The following is an 18,023-nucleotide window of genomic DNA, read 5'->3' as shown; positions in this document are numbered from 1 at the left end:
ACGCCGCGGTAGCGCAGGGCGCCGCCGTCCTTGTCGGGTTCGGCGATGTCGCTGGTGAACGCGACCACGCCTTCCAGTCCGGAGACGAAATCGTCCGGCACACAGATGCGGTCGGTGATCGGTGCAGTAGTCATCTATGTCCTCGAAAATTCCTGGTGACGAGAGAATTCGGTGGGGAGATCACGGTCCGGGATTGGCGAGAAACGAGGCCCCTGCAACGTCCGCCGCTACAGAGACCACGGCCTTCTCTGCCGCGACGTCTCGGCACAAGACCACAGCGTCTGTCCGTCGATCCTCCGCACGAGCCCTCGTCCACTCAGTGGACATCCATTCCGGTCGTCCAAGAGCTACTAAAGGGGCTACTCCTACCCATTTCAACTCTTCTTCGCATACTGCTCGCAGGGCGGACATCAACGGCACTACCGTTCGCCCAGTAGACGTAGTGTGCAGCCACCGCGCAGGGGAGTGGGACAAGGCCGTTACCGGGTGGTTATGGTCAGTTGGGGCAGGTTGGATGGTCGCTGTGCGCCTGGTGACGGTTCCTCGGCGCGATCCGACCGCCGCCGACGTATAGGGCCCTCGTCGACGAGCCTGTGCGGCTCGGATTCGGTGGCTGGTTGGTCGCTCAGAACATGAGCAGACCAGGTTATCCATATTGGTGTTACAATTTGGAACAACACCGTGGAGGGAGTGGGCATGACCGTCACCGACACCAAAAGTGCTCTTGCCGCAAACTCTGCCCAGGAACACCTCGTGCACCGGAACCGTCTGCGGCTGATCGGCAAGGCGAAGAGCGAGGGGTACACGCTGCGGCAGATCGCCGACTATCTCGACATCTCGGCAACGCAAGTCCAGCGGCTCGCACAACGCGTCCTGGCGCAGCCCGAGGAACTCGAGAAAACCCCGCGAGAGGTGATCGACGAACGCTCGGCCGGTGTGATCACCGATGACGAGATGATGGACACGCTGGCACACTGGCCGTACACCTTCGGTGAGGTGCCCGTCGACGGCGACCAGCCGGTGGACGCCTACGTCAAGGGCAGCTGGGACGAGGTCCGGCGCGCGTACCGGCGGGGGTTGCTCAGTGACGACGAGTGGGACGTGCTGTTCGACAGCACACGGGCAGCGCGCAAGGCGCACCGCGCCGCGGCCCGAGGGCACGAGTGAGTCGAGACCGGCTGCGCGACGCTGTTTCTCGGCAATTGGTGCATCTCGGCGGGCGCGGGCAGCCGTTGCACGTGAACAGCGGCCTGAGCACCCTCGACCTGTATGAGGGGGATCGGCGTCGAGACCGCACGCTGGCGGAGGTCATCGAGTGGTATCTCGCGCTCGCGGAGCCCGATCGCGACGGTCAATGCGCCGCTATCATCTCTGCGGGTCCCCCGGGCGCCGGCAAGTCCACGGCGCTGCGTGAGCGCCACCTGGTCGACGGCAGCTACCGATATCTCGACGCGGACATCGTCAAAGACGAACTCCTGCGCCGGGCCATCGCCGACGGGCACTACGCCGGCCTGTTGTCGACGGTGCTCGCCGATTCGCATCCGATCGCCCCTCGGGAGCTCGCGGCCCTGGTGCACGCCGAATCCACCGACGTCATCGACGACATCCGCGAAGTGTGCCTGCAACGTCGCGAGAACGTCGTCATCGAAGGCACCTTGCAATGGCCTCCGCTCGGGGACATCCTCCTGGCCCAGCTCGGTGAGCACGACTACACCGATGTTCGCATCGTCGACGTCGAGGTGCCGGCGTCGGTCGCTCACGAACAGGCGGTGCTGCGGTGGTGGGCAGGCAGGCTCGCCGTGATCGCCGGGCAGGATGAAATGGGTGGCAGGTTCTCCCCGCCCGCGGCGATCGACGGGCTCTACCGGGAGGGTCCGGTGAGTCGGTGTGCAACGAACGCCCGCGCTACCTTCGACAGTTCGCTCGCAGCCGAGATCACCCGGGTCACCCTCATCCACATCGACCGGAGACTCGGCGCCGAGCCACTGGTCTCCACGCGCGTCGAGGGCAAGTTGGTCGACGGCACGTAACCACTGCTCACGCCGTACGGCCGGGGATGCACCTGGGCGCCGTGTGATCGTGACCTTTCTGCGCATCCTGTAAGTGTGCGATGCGCCACGTGACCGCCTCGTGTCGAAGGGCGGGAGTCCACGGGCCGGAATCAGCGGAGCGTCGGTGGCAAATGGACTTCCGAGCGATGGCATCCTGTTCACCGAGGCCGACCCGCGCGACGGCCACCGGGGGTTGGTGGGGCAGGCCTCTAAGCGAGTCGATGACCGGTGTGCCCAAACCCACCGGCGGAACATGTGACGCGCTGCTGATGGGGCCCCGTGCCGCGACCTGCCCACGGGCGCGGCCGGCGAAACCCCACCCCACTTTCGAGGGGGACGGCGGGGTTCCTGCACCGGCCAACGCTGGGGTCGCGGGACCGGTGCGCGCTCAGACCATCCGCGGTGTGCCGGTCACGGGCGGTCATTCTTCGCGCGGGATCGTAGGATTTCGTGCTTGTTGGGTCCCGGCGTCGAGATGTGGTCAGCGACTGCTTGGGTCGACGGTGAGGTCTTCGGTATCGGCGAAGATTTAGTCGGCCGTCGTCGAGGGCGATTGCCCACCGGTGTGCGGGCGCCCAGTCGTGGCCGGTGCCCCCGTCATTGGTGAGGGTGGCGTAGTCGGCGACGACTTCCCCGACGGCGGTGCCGGCGATGTCCTGCTTCCGGACCACGAGCACTCTGGTCCCGACGGTTGGTGCGGGACCCTGGCCGTAGTGTCGGGGCACCCTACACCCTAATTCCACCTCACCCTCAACGATGCTTTCTGAGCAGGATAGGGGGTGCGCGTTCGGGCGGCGCGAGTTGCCGCCGCCCGTGCGACGACCCAATAACGGGGTGGGCGTCGCACGGGCGGTCTCGCTTGGATCCTCGCGTCGGCGCGGGGCTCGGTCCTGGATCTCGCCGTCGGCGGGCCCCGGCGCTGTCCCGCCGACGGGACGCATTAACGACAGGGCCCGACGCACCTCGGTCCCGGCGCACCCCGGTCCAGGGGGTCTCGTCGGTGGTTATGCGGCTGCGTGTTGAGCGTGGTGGCTTGAGTAGATGTCGACGAGGATGTTGATTCGGCGTTGCAGGTATCGGGTGTGGGAGCCGAACCAGATCGGCGCCCACAGCCAGGTGACGACCGGGGACACCTGCGTGGTGGATCCGACTTGGGTGTGGGCCTGGTTGAGGCGTTTGGCGGTGCGGGAGAGTCCGATGAGTCCGTAGATGGGGATCAGCTGTGACCACCAGCGGGTCCAGGCTTCCCGGTTGACGCCGGCGGTGGCGGCGAGTTCTCCGCCGATGCGGTCGTACCAGACGAGGTAGTCGATGCCGAAGGTGATGACGGTCAGCCACCACAGCCCCCAGGCCCCTTGCTTGCGAATCGCCGACGGCGGTTGAACAGTGGTCACGGCGTCCCCCTGGATGTGAAGTTCTTCGAGACCGTCCGAGACGCGGTGGTGCGGCTGAGTCGGCGATCGAGACTCGTCACCCCGGATCAGACCACTCAATCCGGAGCGGCGGTATAGGCCAAACAAACGTATCTGCAGGTACCGCACATAGGTTGAAGGTGCTGTTGTTTCGATGCTTTCGGCGTGGCGGCCTTCCTCGCACCGGGCGACCCGCTATTCTCATCGGGCGCGCGGGCTGTCAGTACCCGACGCCGCCGCAGAGTTTCGGGTCGGTGATGTAGCCGGCTTCGCGGCCGTTGCGGGTTTGTATCTCCCCTGAGGTGGTGCCGCACCGTATCGGGTGCCGCATCGGTCGGCGCCGATGACCGGGGTTCCGTCGGGCCGGTACCAGCCGCTGTCGTCGCAGGAGTATCCGCGATCGGAGGTGGTGCCCACGGGTGCCCGGGTGACGGCATCGGGGGCGGGGTAGCTGCCGCCGGTGGTAGGGGGTGCGGCAGATCACGCCGTCAAATTTCGAAGGTATTGGCTTCGCGTTCCTGGCGGAGGTATTCATCGCCGCCGAGCTGGTTGAAGCACCACTGTGAGAAGGCGAGGGTGCCGTCGCTGAATCGCGCGGGTCCGGGTGTGCCTTCGAGGCATTCGACGATGTACGGCTGCTCGTTCACCGGTTCGACGGGTGCGTCGGTGGTGACGGGCACGGCGGCGGGGGCGATGCGTCGGGTGTGGTGGACGCCGGGACCGCGGTGGTCGTTGCCGGCGGTACGTCAGGGTGGAGGCCGTCGCCGTCGCCGTCTGGCTTGGCTGGTCGCTGCTTCCACATCGGGTCAACATCAGGGCGCCGGCGAACGCCCAGACCGCCAGATGCCGTTTCATGGGTTCCTTCCGACGGCGACGGCATCTCGTGCGTCGTCCGGATGCGGTTGCCTCGCGTTTCAGGCGGTCACCTCGCCCGTACCGGACCTGTCCGCGGCAGGACGCTCCGTTGCGGGCTATCGGCTCTGCACGTGCTCGGTCCAGTGGTGACCGTCGTGCCAACGGATCAACCGTGCATCAGCGATGTCGGGATACCACCCCGGCGGCACCGGACGAGCGGGCGCCGCCGTGCTACCAGGCTTGGCCACCCGCACGATCAGCAGGATGACGCCGATGATGATCGCCAGCATCACGGCCAACGCGGCACACACGATCAGCCAGTGCCACGGACTCATTGCTCCCACAGCCGTGAGTATGGGCCCCGGAGCCGGTGACGGAACTCGACACGACAGAGGCGGACCGAAGTTCATTCACGCGAACGACAACTGCGGCGTCGCCCGAGGCGCGGCGATACCGGACCACCGTCGCACGCGACGGCGTCGTCTGTGCACACCCGATGTGCGAGAGCAACGGGGTCGGCCTTGGGTGATTCGGGGTCTCACGGAGCGGTGGCTGACATCGCGCGGCACGTCCAGCGCGAATCGATGACCGTGACGGAATGCGACTGCCTCGGCGGGTGGGTGTCGGCTGCCGACGACCACCGGTATTGAACTGCCCGGTTCAACGCATGGACACGAGCACTATGACGGCAGTCAGCACGGCGGCGACCAGTTCGATGGCCCCGAGGATCAGTGCGGCAACGGCCAGGCCGGAGCCGGTTTCATGTTCGCGCCCGCTGGTCTCGACGTAACCGATCGCTCCGAATACCAGTGCTGGGAGGAACAATCCAATGAGGGCGCAGAACAGTGCAACGATCGCGCAGATGTTGGTTCGCTCCGCTACCTCGACGCCGAGGTCGGTCTCGTCGAATGTCACCACGGGCAAATTCCTTTCATTCAGTGGTGCACCAGGTGCGGCCGGGCCAGGTCTGACCCGGCGTCGCCATCGTCGGCCGTACCTCGATGGGGTAGTGGTTATCTGCGTGGTGACCGTCTCCTCCCGGGGCTCGGATTCCGAGCTGCACTCGGCCAGGGCCGGAGCACTCACTGCCAGCAGCAGGGGGTGTTCCGGCGCGTTACTACTTGCTCCCGGTGACGTCGACGATGTTCGCGAAGAACTTCGGCACGGTGGTGTTGCCGCCGATTTGAGTGTCGTAGGAATAGGAGCCGACGACCTCGACGTACAGGGTGACAATGTCGTCCTCGACCACATTCGCGGCCGTGGTGGACAGCACACCGACCATGGAGTTCACGTCGTAGTCGTAGTAGTCGCCCGGGTTGGCGCCGGTCTCGGCGCGGAACGTCGTCTTCCCTGTCGCGGAGTCGAATTGGGTGACCACCCCGTAGATCACCAGCTTGCGGCCCTTGTGGGCGTCCGGGTCCTTCGCCAACAGGGCGAAGTCACGGTCGCCGATCTGCTCGTAGGTGCCCCGGTCCATCTTCGCGGCCAGGACCTCCGCCTGCCGCTGGCGTTCCGCCTCGGCCTCGGCGGCGCGGCGGACCCGCTCCTCCTCGTGCTGCCGCTTGATCTCCTCCTGCTCGAGCCGCTTCGCCTCGGCCTGCTGAGCTGACAGGGTCGCGGCGGCGGCACTGGTGCGCGAGGCCAGCGCGGTCTCGGACGCCGTCGGGGTGTTCTCGTGCTGGTTGGCGGCGATGCCGAGGAAGAGGATCGCGGCGGCGAAAGAGCCGCCCACCACCCAGGGCCAGCGCTTCTTCTTGTCGCCGGTGGCCCACGGCTGGTTGGACGGCTTGGGGACCTGGCCGGGGCTGGGCTGCCCGAGTTGGCCCGGTTTTGGCTGGTTCGGGTCCTGGGGAGGGAAAGGCGTGTCGTTCACTGGGTATCTCTCTCGGTAGTGGACGCCTACTGCGTCCTGTCCTTCAGCGTCGGGGTGTCCCACGGCAGTTACTGCAGTGACGGAAGGCTCTTCGATGTGCACCGCCCTGTGGAGTGCAAGGGGCTCCCGCAGCTCCGACTCAGCAGGCGTACCGGTCGAGACGGGGGTGCTCGACCATGGCCGGGACGGGTGTCCACATTGGGCCCGGTCTTCCTCGGTGACCTTCCAGCGCTGCCAGTGCTTGTTCAGCTGCGGAGCCTTGCGTGCCGTCGATCGGCTTCCACGCCTGGGCGATCCCCCGCCCACTCGCGCTGGTGATGACGCGAACGTCGAGGTCAAGTCACGCTGTGGTGCCATGCCGGCACCGTCCGAACCCTGAGGGTCGCGACCCCGGACACGACCCTCAGATCCGGGGCCGTGTCCGGGGTCTCGCGGACCGTACGGTCTTACCGGTTGTGGGTGTCCGGGAAAGGGTTTGGGTCAGGCCTGGAACATGCACATCGGCGGAGGAGGCCCGAACAGCGACCCGAGCGAGCCTGAACCTGCGTAGTCCTCGTCCCAGTACTCACCCTTGGAGACGATCGTTTCGTAGGTGCGCAGGTTGAAGGTGTGGCAGGAAACGTACAAACCGGCAGCCGGTGTGGGCTCGATGCCGAGCCAGTCGCCCTTGTTCACGATCTGGTCGACCTCGACGACGCCCCGGCAGGTGTAGCCGTCGAACTTGGAGCCGTCTTCCTTCCAGATGACGTAGTTCATGCAGTTGGTGCCGGAGTAGTAGATCGACGAGCGAACCTTGTCCCCGTAGTAGGTGGTGGCCTGAGCCGTACCAGCGCCGGCGGTGGCGATGGCGGCGGCAGCGACAGTGGTGGTAGCCACCGCCGTTGCGAGACGTGTCAGACGCATGGGGCGCCCTTCCTGTTCAGTGTGGTACCCCTGATGGGAGTGGACGTGCTCCCCGGCCGGGGAACCAACCACCCACATCAGGGACAGGGTTAGTTGCACTGCCTGTTTCGAGGGTGGGAGTCACCAGCCTTGCGCCATGAAGGCGCGCAAGCCCAGGTCGTGCGCCGTTGATGAAGTGCGATAGTTGAAACTAATACCAGACGAATCGGACGATTACACAATTCGGAACGATCTCCCGCGTGCAGCGCGCTATCCGCGCAATGTGTTGTGCATCAGGATATCCGAGTCAATAGATCATTCGACCGACAAGAACATCAGAACGGGGACTTTGTCCTCTAGCGGCGACGGGAAGCGGGTAGTGCGGGATGAACAGCCGATCTGTCATTCACCTGACTGACGTGCGGCTGTCGGTATTCGAGGTTGCTAAGGTCGCACGTCCACTTCGCCTGAACCAGGAGCAATTTGATGAGTGATCGTGCTGCATACCTTGTCCGGCTTCTGGCGTCAGCTGCGATCTGTGGCGCGATTGTCTCCGGCTGCTCGACAAACGCAGAGTCCGACACTGAGGGGTCGGCGGTGCCCACAGTGAGTGGCTCGGACGCCAGTGTGGTTGTGCAGGTGGACTGCGGCGACGATGGCGTTGCCAGCGTCAAGGTGTCGTATGGCGGGAACTCGCCTGACGGGGGTGGCGTCCTCGTAGGCCGAAATCCCACGACGAAGGCCGCCGGTGGCATGGCCACCTTCTCCAGGCAATACGGCACCGGTGCGGGGTTTGACGACGCGACGTTGTCGGTCACGACATCGCCGACCACCGGGACGTGCACCACGACGCTCACCGACTACAACAGCGGTGAGGTGCTCTCCCAGCGCGAGACCGCAGGCAGAGCGGTATTAGAAGCCGTCGTGAGCGCCGGGCAGTAACGAGCCTGATGTTCGCAGCGGCGACGGCCTACTGCCCGCAGCACCTCACCGGGATCAAGTGAGACACCCATTGAGATACGCAGCCGCGGCCTCGCTGCTGCCGGATGTCTTTCCCTCAGAGGCTGTTCGACGATCCCTCGGCGGACCCAGCCGTTGAGACCACGACCGTGCAGGCCCCTGAGGTGGTCGCCAGGAACATCAATTCTGGCGGCCGAAACACCGTCGACGGCCGCGAGGTCAAGATGACCCGGGCCTTCGGGGGCAAGAAGTCGAAGAACGTCCTCGATGCGCTCAACCTGGACGGCGCCGTCGAGCGAGTGGACGTCGACCGCGACACCTGGAACACGATCAGCATCGGCGACAGCTACCCGCAGTAGCCGTTGCATAGGGCCCTGGCTCGCCCGAACCGCCGCTTCCGCAAGTCCGGCCGGACCCGCAGAGGTGATCGCAACGCGGGTCGGTGGCCGGGACCGACGTTCTTGCAACGAGATCAGAGGAGCGCGTGAACGCGCTCCTTCGCAACCAAGTTCACACAATCTGTGACAAAGACTGAGAAGGACAAACGACATGACGTACCCCCCGCAGCCTGGACAGCCGCAGCAGCCCGGCCAGCCGTACTACCCGCCGCCGCCCCTGCAGCCGGCGAAGAAGAAGCGGAAGTGGCCCTGGATCGTTCTGGCTATTATCGCCGTGTTCGTGGTCGTCGCGGTCGCCGGCGGCGGAGAGGATGGGAAGTCGCCCACCGAGGCTCTGACCGGGGAACCCGCGGGACACGACGCACCCGCCAGTCTTCCGCCGCTGGTCGCGGCCGCACCCTCCGGCGACGGCACGCAGATCACTTACGAGGTCATCAGTGACTCGGGTGAGCTGAACAATGTGACCTGGTTCGATGAGCTGAACGCTTTGCAGCAGCAGTCGAATGTGGCCGCGCCCTGGTCGAAGGCCTTGAGTAACACTGCCACGTTCTCGATGGCCGGCGTGACCGCGCAGACCACCGGAACATCGGTGACGTGCCGGGTCGTCGTCGATGGCGACATCAAGGACGAGAAGACCTCGACCGGGCAGTACGCGGTCGTGAACTGCAGCTACGCCGGATTCTGAGCCACCTCAGGCGGGAGGGTCCGACACACTTCGGGCCCTCCCGCGTCTCGCTCCTTGAAAGGGGTGCCCCATGAGTGAGCAGGGTCCGGATCAGCAGCCGGAGCGGTCACCGCACGGCGGTGAGAGCCCATCGCCGGACCACTCCTGGCGGTGGCCGGTGGGGGTTGTCGTCGTCTGCCTGGTCGTCGCTGCGGCAGGAGTATCCCGCATCGGCACCCTGGTCGCTGTCGGTGGTCAATGCCGCCACGTACCCGATGATGGGCCTCGGTGCGCAGACCGAGGGGCAGTCGGTGACCTGCCGCATCATCGTCGACGGCCGGGTCATGGACGAACAGACGCCCGTCGGCCAGTACGCCGTTGTGAACTGCAACGCCTGACGCAAACACGAAGAACAGGACCACAATGACGATCACCCCCGAGCCGTTCAACGAGGATCACCCCGACTGGGGTAAGCCTGTGCCGCAGCAGCCCTATCCGCAGGGCCCGCAGTACGGTGCGCCCGGCACCGGATATCCGCCGCCGTATCAGCCCCCGGCGCAGGCATGGGATCAGAACGGGCAGGCGAACGCGTGGGCCGGGATGTCCCCCGAGCAGGCGTGGGCCGCCTACCACCACCAGCAGCAGCAGTTCCCGCAACCGCAGCAGTACTGGCAGCAACCGCCGCCGGTGAACGTCGCCCAAGCGGTGACGGTGAACAACAACGGTGGCTCGCGGTGCCCGCATCTGCTGCACTTCATCCTGACCCTGATTACCTGTGGGGCGTGGCTGCCGATCTGGATCATCCACGCGATCATCGACGCATTCCGGTGATACTCGAGCCGCCCAAGAACCCGACCATGGCGCGGCAGCGGAACGGTACGGAGTCCAGACCGCGAAGGGTCAGACGGGCCTCGATCACTACCAAGTCCGTCAGTACGCGGGCTGGTACCGGCACATCACCCTCTCGATGCTCGCGCACACCTTCCTCACCGTCACCCGCTCTAAAAGGGGGCCCGCAAACCCGGCGACGACAGCGAGTTGATCGCACTGAGCGTGCCCGAGATCCGACGGCTGCTCTGCCAACTGATCTGGACGTATCTACCCGACCCCCATCACGTCCTCGCACGCTCCCACTGGCGTCGCCGCCATCAACACCGAGCCCGATAATCCCACTACCGAGTCCGAGTGCACCTGCCCTAAACGCGACTGTAGTACTAAGAAGGGCACGAACGCTGAGCCGTGTTCCACGGCTGTCCAAATGCGGCTGCGTCCCGAAAGGCCGTCTCCACTGTCGTGATGGTCCGCGTGCGCGGCGAGAGAACCAATGATTTAGTCGCCGGTGAGTCGGCAGTGACGGCTCAGTGGTCTCGGATACCTCCACGTCAGGCTCCACGGCAGTGAACCGTTCTCTACCTCCATTCCTGTACCGAGCACAGTGCCGAGCTCTACAGCATTGAGAACCTTGCGGTCACTTCGGCGGTGAGAGTGCAAGAGTGGTTGGTTAGCGGTTCTACGTGTCGAGGAAGTCCCATTCGCTGCCAAGGACCCAACGCAATGCTGAAAGTTTGCCGTTGAGCATGCCAAGCTCGAAGTCCGTGTAGGGTCCGAGCTCGCCCGGTTTTGTGTAGGTCTCTTCGACGTGCTGGCGGCCAGGACCGGCGATCGCAAGGAGCCGTTCGAGCTCCACCTGATTTTCGGTGTCCTGCAGCCGATATTCGTGTTGGAGAGATCGGTGGTGCCAGATCCGGTCAAAGAGCTGTTTCTCAGCATCGACGATCTCGTCCAGGCGTCCAGGCGTCCAGGCGTCCAGGCGTCCAGGCGTCGTGGCTCGTCGACGAACTCGGTCTCCGCGAAGAGTTCCTCGATCTCGGGTCCGAAGTGCATGAGAAGGACATCGTTCAGCCCGTCGACACCGAGTGCGTAGATGGACCCGTCCTGCGCGAACGTTGCCTCTATATCGGGATGGGGTCGCCGCTTGTCCCCACCCTGTTGCGAGAAGTCTTCACTATTCGACGTGACAAACACATGTGGCTCCTGCGCAAGGTCAACGCCCTCAACGGCGGTCGCGTACAACTCAATGAGCAACGCGTCTGCAACGCTGTTGCGTGACCGGTGGAAAGGCGCCTGCTTGGTAAGACCACGCTCGACCACGGAACCGTGATTCGCGTCGGTCGGCTCGATGACTCGCCCACCTCGCAGAAGTTCAAGGACATCGACGAAGTTGCGTGTCGTCATCGCGCCGATCAGTGGCACATGGCGGGCGAGATCCTCCAGCACCTTCAAATCGTCCCCATTGTCGGCCCCACCGTACTCATTGAGGTCCTGCTTGATCAGCTTGAACCGCTGGGCGACGCTCGCCGTCATTGACGTCTCGATCCGCTCTCGATTCCGTTCGAATTCATCAATGACGAGGGAGGGGACGAGCAACTCGACATCACCATGATGGAGGAGAACGCGGAGGGCAACGATCCATCGTTGTCCGTCACGCCGCTTGGACAAGTCGAGCCAGGTCGACGTGTCAACGAGAAGGTGCAGCATGGTTCTCAATGTATAGGCGGCGATGCAGCACAACCGGAGCAGCTCAGACGGTGCAGATATCAACACCCGACCTGCCTAATGTTTCCAGTCGATGCGGACGAGTGGCGGGTCGAACCCCTGGCGGCCCCGGGGGACGGAAGTATGGTCACCGTCATCAATAGGGCGATTATCGTGCCGCGTCCTAGCTGACCTGAGCTGTTCCCTCCTCTTGGTCTGTCGGTCTCACTGGCTGCGAAGATCTGCGTTAAACGCTTCGAGTCGCTTCGGTGACCCGTCCCGTTCCTTTCCTGGGGCCGGGGACCGCGACCTTCGCTGTGAGGTTGCGAACCACCATCGCGTCGGTATGCGTCGATGAATCCTGGCTGGCAAGGGGAGATGCTCCGGCCGCAGAGACGGTATGCTGCGCATTCAACGTCTGTTGCGTTTGTTTCGAATATTGCGTATGTTGCATATATGGAGGTGTGGAATGTCTGTTAACGAGCAACCGAGCGTGATCGAGCAGGAGCAGGCGCGTCAGGCGTTGCAGGTGCTTCGTGAGGTAAATCCGTCCGGTCAGACCATCGACGTCACTGTTGAAGGGTCGTCGGAGTCGGTGCACCTGCCGCGCGCGGCGTTGAGTCTGATTCGTGAGGTTTTGGCGAATATGGCGGCTGGGCAGGGTGTCACAATAGTGCCGGCGCACGCGGAGTTGACCACACAGCAGGCGGCCGAGATGCTCAATGTTTCCCGTCCCCACGTTATTAAGCTGCTCGATGAGGGGCGTATTCGTTATCGGATGGTGGGGCGTCATCGCCGGATCCTGGCATCGTCGCTGCTTGAGTACGAGCGGTCGCAGCAGATGACTGCGCGCAACGCGGCGGATGAGTTGGCAGCTCTTACGGAAGATCTCGGGCTGTACTGACGTGACCTTCACCGTTCTGTATGACGCCAACGTGCTGTATCCGAATGTCCTGCGTGATGTACTGATCCGGCTCGCGCAGACAGGACTGGTGCACGCTCGGTGGACGGATCAGATTCTCGACGAAATGTTCGTGAATCTTGCCGAGGATCGACCAGACATCGATGCGAGCACGTTAACCAGGCTGAGGAAGTTGATGAATGAGGCGATCCCGGATTGCCTGGTCAGTGGATACGAATCGCTCATTCCGGCTCTTGCACTGCCAGACGCTGACGACCGGCACGTTCTCGCTGCCGCGATCCGTGCCGGCGCCCAGGTGATCGTCACCGCCAACCTGCGGCACTTCCCGCAGGAGGGACTCGCCGAGTTTGGAATTGAAGCGATGCACCCGGACGAGTTCGTTATGGACCTGTTCAATCTCGATGGGGTACGGGTGCACCAGGCGGTCAGCGCGACTGCCGCCGTGTGGCGCAATCCACCGGGCACACCGGCGGATGTGTGTGATCGGCTGGCCGCCGCCGGGTTGCCGATTGCGGCTGCGGCTTTGCGGCGATAGGGGTCCTGTTGTGCCCCGTCCTGCCTATCGGGTTGGGAAAGCACCCTGAAGCTCGACTAGCCCGCGACTTCGCGGACAGATCGGGGTCGGCTCGATGTCGGTGGTTTATGGCACGCTCTTGTTCAAACTCGCTGCGCGAGGGGAACCCTCAGCTCCCTTTGGAACGCGTTGCTCAACTGTAGGGAGGTATGGGGTTGGACGTTGCAGAATGCGTGACCCGCAATGAGCAGGTGCCGTTACCGCGATACGAAGGACTGTGGGACTCGATCGTGGTGGATCGGTCCGTGAAGGATCGGCTGCTGCGTGCCGCAGTGTTGAGTATGGAGTTGCGGGCAACGTTGCCATTCCACGTCACTGCTCTCCACGGGCTGGCGGTGCTCACAGGGCCACCCGGCACCGGAAAGTCGACACTCGCGCGCGGGCTGGCCCAACAAGTCGCTGCAGTGATGGGCCCGAAGCGCGCGCGCCTAATCGAGGTGAACCCACACGGGTTGATGAGCGCGGAGCACGGGCAGAGTCAGCAGCGGGTGACGAAGCTGTTGACGGAGATTGTTCCGGCGCTGGCCGATGATGGGCTTCCCACGATCGTGCTGCTTGACGAGGTCGAGTCGATGGCAGTGGCGCGAGGAGCGGCCTCGCTGTCTGCAAACCCCGCCGACGTGCACCGGGCGACCGATGCCGTCTTGACCGCTCTGGACGACAACGCCTCGCAGTTTCCACATCTGTTCACCGTCGCGACCACCAATTTCACGTCTGCGCTCGACGAGGCGTTTCTCTCACGGTCCGATATCACGGTGCCGATGCCGTTGCCGGACGAAGTAGCGATCAACGCGATCCTTACAGACGCACTGAGCGGGTTTGCGACCAGGTACCCGGCTCTAGCCGCCCTGGCGGGGGATCCGCAGATTCGGAGGGTCGCGACCTACTTGGTGGGCCGCGACGGCCGGGCTGTGCGCAAGCTCGTGACCGACGCGATGCTGCGCCGGCTCGACGTAACCCTTGATCCGAACGAACTGAGGATCGATGACCTTCTTGCAGCCGCGGAGGCTGCTGTGTTGCACGAGCTGGAGGCCGATAGTGCAGCGAAGTAGGACGATCGCCGGATCTCCGGTTCGAACGGCGGCCGAGGCATGGGGGGTCGTCGTTCAGCTGGTCGCGGACACGATCGAGAAAAGTAGCGAGGTTCCGGAGGGATCGGTTGCGGCGAGTCTTAACGAGATCCAGGGGATCGGAGCTGCTCTCGTCGCGGGCGGCCACCTGGACAGTTCGCCGCTGGTTCTCGTCGATGAAAGCCTGTATGTCTGCATCCGCATCGTGCGCGGCGACAACGCCTTCACACTTGACGAGACTCTCGATCCGATCCCCGGAGGTGCATCCGCCACCGCCAAGTGGTTGTTGTACATCCCTGCCCCTGCCCATCTCGCCGATCACCTCCGCTCCGCCGCCGCAAGCAGCGACCACGTCTCTACAGCAGCGGCGCCGGCCTACCAGGAGAAAGCGCAGGCGGCGTTGTCCGCGAGCATCGATCACGACGCGCTTCGCGGATTGGGAGGCAGCTGATGAGCACCTCAACCTCCACAACCACCTACACCCGCACCCATACGGCCACACATATGTCGGACGCGATCATGTCCTCGATCGCCGACATTCTCGCGAGCCTGGGGATCGATTCCCGTCGTCTCTACGACGAGTGGGATCAGGATGCGGCAGCCATCGCCGCCTGGATTACTGAAGGCTCTCTCGCCTCGGTGTCCGTGGAATGCCACCGCCCGTCCGGCGCGGTCGATCCCATCTTCAAGTTCCCCCTGTCCTACACGGCCGGTGGATTCGGCGACCGCAAGTTCACCGCCGACAACGCCTCCATCCTGAAATACGTCGCAAAGCTGAAGACGGCGCCCGCAGGCACCACATTCAAACTCTTCTGCGCGTTTAACGGGCCTCGAACCCCTCAGCCCGGGTGGAGCCCCGGAACCAGCGCATCCACGGCTGACCTCCGGTCACGATCGATCGGAACATTGGCTACTGCCCCGGACGCGACCGCCTCGGCGCGCGTCTACATGAGCTGACCGAAGGAACGGACATGGGACTGGTCGACACAGCGTTCGCCGGACTGAAAAGCAACCTCGAAATCACCACAGGCGAACAGCAACTCGCCCAAAGCCGTCACAAGCTTGTCCGCGACCACGTCCGCGGACAATGGGCATTGACCGATGACTTCCTCACAGGAAGCTACGACCGCCACACCAAGACCAAGAAGCTCAAGGATGTCGATATTTTCGTCGTCATCGACCCCGACGGCCCCCAAGCGCACCTCGCCGAAGGCACCGGCACGGCGGCGGTGACCGCCCTCGTCGATGTGCTGTCCACCCGCTGGTCGGACGTCACCGGCGATGACACCGTCGCACTGATCTCCTACGCCGGCGAGGACGTCACCTCGTACGAGGTCGCACCTGCATTCGTGACCGATACCGGCTTCCGTATCCCGAACGGCCTCGAGTGGATGGAAACCAACCCACACGAGCACGCTCGGATGGTGACCGAGAAGAATGCCGCGTGCCAAAGCAAATTTGTCCCGCTCGTGAAAATGCTGAAGGCGATCAACCGTGAAGCGGGGGAGCCCCTCAAACCATCGTTCCTGATCGAGGTCATGGCCCTCGACCTAGTCGAACCCGACCTGGGGCGGTATCAAGACGAGATCAGGTTCTTCCTCGCCTCCGCCGCCGACCAGATCGCCGATGACTGGCCTGATCCTGCAAAACTCGGGGGCGACGTCAACGCTTCCATGTCGCTATCGGAGCGTATCAACCTGCAGGTCACAATTCGTGCATGGCTCGCGACCGCCGAGGAAGCGATCCTTGTGGAGGGCGACGGCCAGGAACGAGCAGCAATTGAGCTGTGGCGCAGCCTGTTCGGGAATCGGATGCCGCGCCCATGACCCCTGACTCAGTGCAGAGTATCAACGATCGGCAAAACGATGCTGAGCACATCCGTCTCCTGCACGCTGCCGATGTGGAGCACGCACAGGCCCAACATGTCGAATCGGCGCGCTGGCTTGTAGCGTTCATCGTTAGTGTCGCGAGTCTTGCCGCGATCCTCATCCCGGACCTGAGACCGACCGCCGTGATCACGGGCGTCATTGCTACCTTCCTGACGGAGACCGTCTGGCCATTCGTGACGAAGAACTTCAACAACCGTGCAGTGCTCCTCCAAGAACAGTTTGACACTTCGCTATTCAAGCTCTCTTGGAACCCTGATCTAGGTCGCCGAGTTCCTATGGTGCACATAGTGGATTCGGCGAAGAAGTATGCCGGAGACGAAAAGCGAAACTGGTATCTCGATGTGCGGGGGATCCCCTCACCCATCGCCGAGACTCTCTGCCAACGAGAGAACCTGATCTGGGACGCTGACCAGCGTGAGGCGTGGGCTTGGCGGCTGGTGGTCGGCCTGGCCGCGTGGCTGGGCATTGGCCTGATCATCTCACTCGCTGCGCAATGGTTTGTGTGGCAGCTCTTAGTCTGGTACGTCGCACCCACACTGCCCGCAGCATCCCTGGCCCTGCGGAGCCTATTGCAACAACGATCCGTCGCCCGAACCAAGACTGACCTCCGTGAGCGCATCGATGAAACGCTGCAGAGCCTGACCCCCGAGACAGTCTCGCAGCACAAGCTTGACGAGTTGACAGAGGCGCTGCGGCTACGGCAGGACAAGATCTTCCGGTCCCGCCTCGACTCCGCCCGTGTTCCTGACCGCTTTTACAATCGCCTCCGGGACCGATTCGAGACCAACCATCAGATCGAGGCTGAGCACTTCAAGAGCATCTGGGTGGATGAACGAGATCGTCGTAAAGGGGATTGATTCGAAACCGCTCACATCCGGCCATCACAACGCGGCACGGTCCGGTCGGTCCGGAGCGCACAGTGTAAGGACTCGGCAACGGCAATTAATGACCTCGAATACTGTGTTGAACGACGACGTACTTCCAGATTCGGTCGGCAGATGCCGCGGCCGGCTGGCGTCGCGTCGACGGCTCTTCCTCGTTGGTGGGAAGGCGAAGCTGTGTCCGCCGCGCGGCGATCGCCATCGTGGAGAACGTGTCGAGGAGCTTCGGTCCGGCGCCGCACGCCCATGCCCTGACACGCCGAAATAGAACCTTGGCCAGATCGTGCCGGGGCCGCGGGGCCGCGGGGCCGCGGGGCCCAGCGGCCCCGGGTGGGCGGCGGACAGGGGTCGGCGGTGGCGATGGGAACCGTCGGTCGGGAGCCTATCTATATGGCTGCGGGTGAGGGTGGGAATTTCGGCTCGCTATTCTGCTGGTGAATCCCGACATGAAGCTGTTTTGCTCCGCGCTGCACAGGTGGAGCGTGCGTGCTGTGTTACTGCTGCGAGAGGTCGAAAATTGATGATCTATGGTGAGAGTCCATGCCCACGTGTCCTTCTGGCAGGTGAGGACCAGGACGGACAACTAGTGTCGGCCGTCAAGAAGTACGCAAACACCACGCACGAAGGTTTAAACCCAGAGCCACGGTGGGCGAGCTGGGACGCTCTCATAGTCCGCGGTTATACCAACCTTCCTGACGACAGCGGCCTTCGCGTCATCCAGATCGGTGACGTGGGTGTGGGTGCGTTCATCGAGCAGACGTCGGCGGAGGGTGGGCAGCCTGGGTGGTTGGGACGTGAGACCTACCATTTTGTGCGTCGGGAGCCGAAGCCTGGACATGAAATGCGCTTGCCTGGTGGACTGAGCGAACTTCGCTCCGACCTTGTCAAGCGCCACCTCGTGACCGTCCTCGATCCTGACGTCCAATCGCGAAGCGTGGTCGAGCGGCCTCCAGTTGCGACTGACGAGGAATGGGTGCCGTTGATGGCGCTCGCTGAAACTGCTCAGTTCTACTTACCGAAAGTGCTCACCCGTGTGGCTCCGCCGATGAGGGCGGGT

22 protein-coding genes and 3 pseudogenes are annotated in these 18,023 nt (G+C 63.8%); 16 read left to right on the top strand and 9 right to left on the bottom strand.

Annotated features, from left to right (window positions below; genetic code table 11):
* Positions 1–134 (bottom strand): annotated as a pseudogene (locus MLGJGCBP_RS07010) (citrate synthase); the annotation flags it as partial.
* Positions 135–696: 562 nt separating this feature from the next.
* Here MLGJGCBP_RS07010 and MLGJGCBP_RS51505 point away from each other — a divergent pair.
* Both MLGJGCBP_RS51505 and MLGJGCBP_RS07000 read left to right on the top strand, forming a co-directional pair.
* On the top strand, positions 697–1,167 hold the full coding sequence (locus tag MLGJGCBP_RS51505; RefSeq protein WP_236580957.1) for a winged helix-turn-helix domain-containing protein: 471 nt from the start codon (positions 697–699) through the stop codon (positions 1,165–1,167).
* Positions 1,164–2,030, top strand: coding sequence for a zeta toxin family protein (locus tag MLGJGCBP_RS07000; RefSeq protein WP_160094571.1), 867 nt, complete (start codon positions 1,164–1,166; stop codon positions 2,028–2,030). Before MLGJGCBP_RS51505 ends, MLGJGCBP_RS07000 begins: the two co-directional genes overlap by 4 nt.
* A gap of 502 nt (positions 2,031–2,532) precedes the next feature.
* Here MLGJGCBP_RS07000 and MLGJGCBP_RS51500 read toward each other — a convergent pair.
* From MLGJGCBP_RS51500 to MLGJGCBP_RS06970, 7 genes and pseudogenes are all read right to left on the bottom strand, one after another.
* Positions 2,533–2,776 (bottom strand): annotated as a pseudogene (locus MLGJGCBP_RS51500) (hypothetical protein).
* Positions 2,777–3,055: 279 nt separating this feature from the next.
* Complete coding sequence (locus MLGJGCBP_RS06995; protein WP_160094570.1) at positions 3,056–3,445, bottom strand: hypothetical protein; 390 nt, start codon at positions 3,443–3,445, stop codon at positions 3,056–3,058.
* Positions 3,446–3,951: 506 nt separating this feature from the next.
* Positions 3,952–4,143: a hypothetical protein gene (locus tag MLGJGCBP_RS06990; protein WP_160094569.1), complete on the bottom strand. Its 192-nt coding sequence runs from the start codon at positions 4,141–4,143 to the stop codon at positions 3,952–3,954.
* A 291-nt stretch (positions 4,144–4,434) separates the two neighbouring features.
* A complete protein-coding gene (locus tag MLGJGCBP_RS06985) occupies positions 4,435–4,653 on the bottom strand; it encodes a DUF2510 domain-containing protein (RefSeq protein ID WP_236580956.1) in 219 nt (72 codons plus the stop codon).
* A 325-nt stretch (positions 4,654–4,978) separates the two neighbouring features.
* Positions 4,979–5,236: a hypothetical protein gene (locus MLGJGCBP_RS06980; RefSeq protein ID WP_160094567.1), complete on the bottom strand. Its 258-nt coding sequence runs from the start codon at positions 5,234–5,236 to the stop codon at positions 4,979–4,981.
* 199 nt (positions 5,237–5,435) lie between these two features.
* Positions 5,436–6,191: a hypothetical protein gene (locus tag MLGJGCBP_RS06975; protein ID WP_160094566.1), complete on the bottom strand. Its 756-nt coding sequence runs from the start codon at positions 6,189–6,191 to the stop codon at positions 5,436–5,438.
* Positions 6,192–6,671: 480 nt separating this feature from the next.
* The gene (locus MLGJGCBP_RS06970; protein WP_160094565.1) at positions 6,672–7,094 is read right to left on the bottom strand and encodes a hypothetical protein; all 423 of its coding nucleotides are present in this window, start codon (positions 7,092–7,094) and stop codon (positions 6,672–6,674) included.
* A 576-nt stretch (positions 7,095–7,670) separates the two neighbouring features.
* Between MLGJGCBP_RS06970 and MLGJGCBP_RS06965 the strand changes: the two genes are divergently transcribed.
* From MLGJGCBP_RS06965 to MLGJGCBP_RS06940, 6 genes and pseudogenes are all read left to right on the top strand, one after another.
* Positions 7,671–8,015: a hypothetical protein gene (locus MLGJGCBP_RS06965; RefSeq protein ID WP_160094564.1), complete on the top strand. Its 345-nt coding sequence runs from the start codon at positions 7,671–7,673 to the stop codon at positions 8,013–8,015.
* 167 nt (positions 8,016–8,182) lie between these two features.
* Positions 8,183–8,392: a hypothetical protein gene (locus tag MLGJGCBP_RS06960; RefSeq protein ID WP_160094563.1), complete on the top strand. Its 210-nt coding sequence runs from the start codon at positions 8,183–8,185 to the stop codon at positions 8,390–8,392.
* Positions 8,393–8,582: 190 nt separating this feature from the next.
* Positions 8,583–9,116, top strand: coding sequence for an MmpS family transport accessory protein (locus MLGJGCBP_RS06955; protein ID WP_160094562.1), 534 nt, complete (start codon positions 8,583–8,585; stop codon positions 9,114–9,116).
* A 74-nt stretch (positions 9,117–9,190) separates the two neighbouring features.
* Positions 9,191–9,493, top strand: coding sequence for an MmpS family transport accessory protein (locus MLGJGCBP_RS06950; protein WP_160094561.1), 303 nt, complete (start codon positions 9,191–9,193; stop codon positions 9,491–9,493).
* A gap of 25 nt (positions 9,494–9,518) precedes the next feature.
* Positions 9,519–9,926, top strand: a complete 408-nt coding sequence (locus tag MLGJGCBP_RS06945) for a hypothetical protein (RefSeq protein WP_160094560.1) — start codon at positions 9,519–9,521, stop codon at positions 9,924–9,926.
* Between the two features lie 34 nt (positions 9,927–9,960).
* Positions 9,961–10,137: pseudogene (locus tag MLGJGCBP_RS06940) on the top strand (IS701 family transposase); the annotation flags it as partial.
* 287 nt (positions 10,138–10,424) lie between these two features.
* Here the strand turns inward: MLGJGCBP_RS06940 and MLGJGCBP_RS06935 are convergent.
* Positions 10,425–11,633, bottom strand: coding sequence for a PIN domain-containing protein (locus MLGJGCBP_RS06935; RefSeq protein ID WP_201452982.1), 1,209 nt, complete (start codon positions 11,631–11,633; stop codon positions 10,425–10,427).
* Between the two features lie 466 nt (positions 11,634–12,099).
* On the opposite strand from MLGJGCBP_RS06935, the gene MLGJGCBP_RS06930 reads away from it, so the two are divergent.
* From MLGJGCBP_RS06930 to MLGJGCBP_RS51495, 8 genes are all read left to right on the top strand, one after another.
* Positions 12,100–12,534: a helix-turn-helix domain-containing protein gene (locus MLGJGCBP_RS06930; RefSeq protein ID WP_160094559.1), complete on the top strand. Its 435-nt coding sequence runs from the start codon at positions 12,100–12,102 to the stop codon at positions 12,532–12,534.
* Position 12,535: 1 nt separating this feature from the next.
* Complete coding sequence (locus tag MLGJGCBP_RS06925) at positions 12,536–13,087, top strand: PIN domain-containing protein (RefSeq protein WP_160094558.1); 552 nt, start codon at positions 12,536–12,538, stop codon at positions 13,085–13,087.
* A 212-nt stretch (positions 13,088–13,299) separates the two neighbouring features.
* The gene (locus MLGJGCBP_RS06920) at positions 13,300–14,178 is read left to right on the top strand and encodes an AAA family ATPase (protein WP_236580955.1); all 879 of its coding nucleotides are present in this window, start codon (positions 13,300–13,302) and stop codon (positions 14,176–14,178) included.
* Positions 14,165–14,647, top strand: coding sequence for a hypothetical protein (locus tag MLGJGCBP_RS06915; protein WP_160094556.1), 483 nt, complete (start codon positions 14,165–14,167; stop codon positions 14,645–14,647). The genes MLGJGCBP_RS06920 and MLGJGCBP_RS06915 overlap by 14 nt, the downstream gene beginning before the upstream one ends.
* Positions 14,647–15,153 carry a hypothetical protein gene (locus tag MLGJGCBP_RS06910; RefSeq protein WP_160094555.1) on the top strand — a complete coding sequence of 169 codons (507 nt, stop codon included), beginning with the start codon at positions 14,647–14,649 and terminating at the stop codon, positions 15,151–15,153. The genes MLGJGCBP_RS06915 and MLGJGCBP_RS06910 overlap by 1 nt, the downstream gene beginning before the upstream one ends.
* Positions 15,154–15,167: 14 nt before the next feature.
* Entirely contained in the window at positions 15,168–16,022 is an 855-nt protein-coding gene (locus tag MLGJGCBP_RS06905) for a CBASS oligonucleotide cyclase (RefSeq protein WP_160094554.1), read from the top strand.
* Positions 16,019–16,942: an S-4TM family putative pore-forming effector gene (locus tag MLGJGCBP_RS06900; protein WP_160094553.1), complete on the top strand. Its 924-nt coding sequence runs from the start codon at positions 16,019–16,021 to the stop codon at positions 16,940–16,942. Before MLGJGCBP_RS06905 ends, MLGJGCBP_RS06900 begins: the two co-directional genes overlap by 4 nt.
* 610 nt (positions 16,943–17,552) lie before the next feature.
* The coding region (locus MLGJGCBP_RS51495) for a hypothetical protein (RefSeq protein ID WP_236580954.1) at positions 17,553–18,023 on the top strand (471 nt) is incomplete at its 3' end.

This window comes from Rhodococcus sp. T7, assembly GCF_009872365.1.
Taxonomy (GTDB): Bacteria; Actinomycetota; Actinomycetes; order Mycobacteriales; family Mycobacteriaceae; genus Rhodococcus_F.
Note: the sequence above shows the minus strand (reverse complement) of the source record. Positions and strands in the feature narration are given on the sequence as shown.